Here is a 2,407-nt window from a genome sequence, read left to right as displayed (position 1 = left end):
TCCCATTTAATTATGTTAGTCTACTATATAGAATGATTTTTTATGTACAACCCAAATATTACTAAACAAGAATATATCACTGAATAAAATTCACTTCCACTGATAGGAAATTTGCTTTTCTAAAAAAGGAATTCACGACTTCTTATTACCGTTTTAGCATGTTAGTCTCTATATACTAAATACACCATGAACACTGAGTTCTTGGACTCAATGGTCATATACTTTCTGGTGTGTGAAATAATAGATTTAGAAACAAAAAAGCCCCAGTGACTATGTTAGGATTGAAGTACTTAACCAAGTAGTCCAATCACCCACCCAAGAAGGAGGACATAGTCAATGAGACTATTTAATGGTAAACAAGGTTTAAGGAGAAGTCAATTCGCAAAAGAACTTAGAGGTGCTAATCTAGAGAAAGTCTTGCTTGTACCTATCGATGTTTCAAAGGTTTTACAGAAAGCGATGATTCTGAATTATTTTGGCGAAGTGGTACACATTCCCTTTTCATTCATGGTTAGTCAGACTGGCATGCAGCACCTTATTGAGAAAATCGAGGAGGCCAAACTGACATGTCAAGCTGAACGGGTGTTTGTGGGAATAGAAGCGACCGGCCATTACTACGAAGACATCGTGCGTATTTTAACTGATGCAGGCTACTCTATTCACATCATAAATCCATCTTCAACCCATGAAGAACGTAAACAACATCTTACGTACACTAAAACGGATGACATTGATTTGTATCTGATTGCTGAGGCATTGGTGGGCAATAAAGCCACCAACTCTAAGCTGACTTCAGGAGCGTATAGACAGCTCCAAAACCTTACCCGGGCAAGAAGAAGTGAAATCAATAAGCGCTCACGCATCAAGATGGAGATACGTGTCGTACACGATCACATCTGGCGTGAATACCAGGGAATCAGTGTACTCGTAGACAAAAAACTCAAAACCCAAATAATCTTTAGTGATTTTTGGGGAAAAGCGAGTCTACACTTGTTAACTCACTTTCCACATGCTTCTCAAATTCTAGAACTAGGAGAAATCGGATTGAGGAAATTGTCCAAAAAACATAACCTGAAAATTCGGAAAACCGCGATGGACAAGCTTCTCCTCGCAGCCAAAGAAAGTGTCTCGAAGCCGTTGGATCAGCTCTCAAGCGAGCTGTTTTTCTTAAAACAAAAGCTTAGAGCGTATGAATGGCATACCCAAACCATAAATGAGTACGAGGAGGAGATAGAACGCATCTTCATTGAGACGGATGGGGTCCTTCTTCTCACAGTTCCAGGTATAGGCCTTCCGACAGCTGCCGAGATTTATTGTGAAATGGGGGATCTTTCTCATTACACGAATGCTGGCCAACTCATTAAAAAGGAGGGTACCAATCCCGTGATTAAACAATCAGGGCCTAACGGCGGTTATTTTGGCCGCATATCCAAACAAGGGAACGCTAATCTGCGTAGAGCTATCTATACTGCCGGACGTTGCCTTGCCAGACACAATGATGCCCTGAAGCCTTTTGCAGTCCGGTTAAAAGAGAAAGGCAAAAAAGCAGGTAAAATTAATATCGCAATGGGAAACAAATTTATCAAAATTGCCTTTGCCATGCTAAAAAATCAAAAACCGTTTGAATGGAATAATCCAGACTTTGAATATAAAAAGGAAATTTCTAAAAAACTAAATTTTCCTATAGCAGCTTAATTAAAATGGACAAATAAACAGGTGCCTTTCTTTTGGTTCGAGTGGAGATCGAATCAAACTTTCATGAGGCCTAGACCTCGCAGATAAGCCTTATCCCACTCGTTCTGTAAATGCGAATCAGTACGTTAAATTCAATTTTGAACTCAATGCCAGAATGCATCAATGCAGCTTAAGAAAACGAGTGAACGCCAATTTCTGAATCAAGAAAAAGGTACCTGTTTCATAAAAACTTGGTTAATTGCTACTTGTAAAAAAAGGAATTTACGGTAGGTGTATTTGAGTTACTTAAAAACTTGAAAAAAGTATTTGACATTGTACGCTTATCTTGTAAGAAAAAACGGGCAAATTCGGCCCGGTCCTTTATAAGATAGCCTTCTTTAAAGTCTAGTGATTTCCGTTACAACGCACTTTCATGTTTCGAAGCTAGCGTAGCGATGCAGAAACAGGCGGACGCTTTCCGCGGGCGATCCGTGAGCCTCTTCAGGCCAATAGGGTGTTGGTACGAAGGCGTTGCTTCGCGCGTTGAGGCGTTCTTAGCCTTTGTTCCATTGTGAGATCATGAGGGGTCTCACTAGAGTCGACGCCTTTCACTACAATCATTCTCCTGTTTTAAATAACCGTGATCAGATATAGTTCTAAAAATTACTAAACAATATATTTGGCAATGTCCATTTTCAAAAGAAAAATACTAAGCGTGTTGATTATGAATAAT

The 2,407-nt window shown here is 39.6% G+C and carries 1 protein-coding gene; it reads left to right on the top strand.

Translation table 11 applies throughout. The annotated features are described in order from the left end of the window. The first annotated feature begins 336 nt into the window (after positions 1–336). The gene (locus B371_RS0100680; RefSeq protein ID WP_019412425.1) at positions 337–1,695 is read left to right on the top strand and encodes an IS110 family transposase; all 1,359 of its coding nucleotides are present in this window, start codon (positions 337–339) and stop codon (positions 1,693–1,695) included. The last annotated feature ends 712 nt before the right edge of the window (positions 1,696–2,407 follow it).

Source organism: Paenisporosarcina sp. TG20 (assembly GCF_000286315.1).
Classification (GTDB): domain Bacteria; phylum Bacillota; class Bacilli; order Bacillales_A; family Planococcaceae; genus Paenisporosarcina.
The sequence above is the reverse complement of the archived record's forward strand: the minus strand, read 5'-3'. Positions and strand labels throughout refer to the sequence as shown.

Coding starts and splice junctions, on each gene's coding strand:
- B371_RS0100680 (WP_019412425.1), top strand. CDS start 337: ATGAGACTATTTAATGGTAAACAAGGTTTAAGGAGAAGTCAATTCGCA.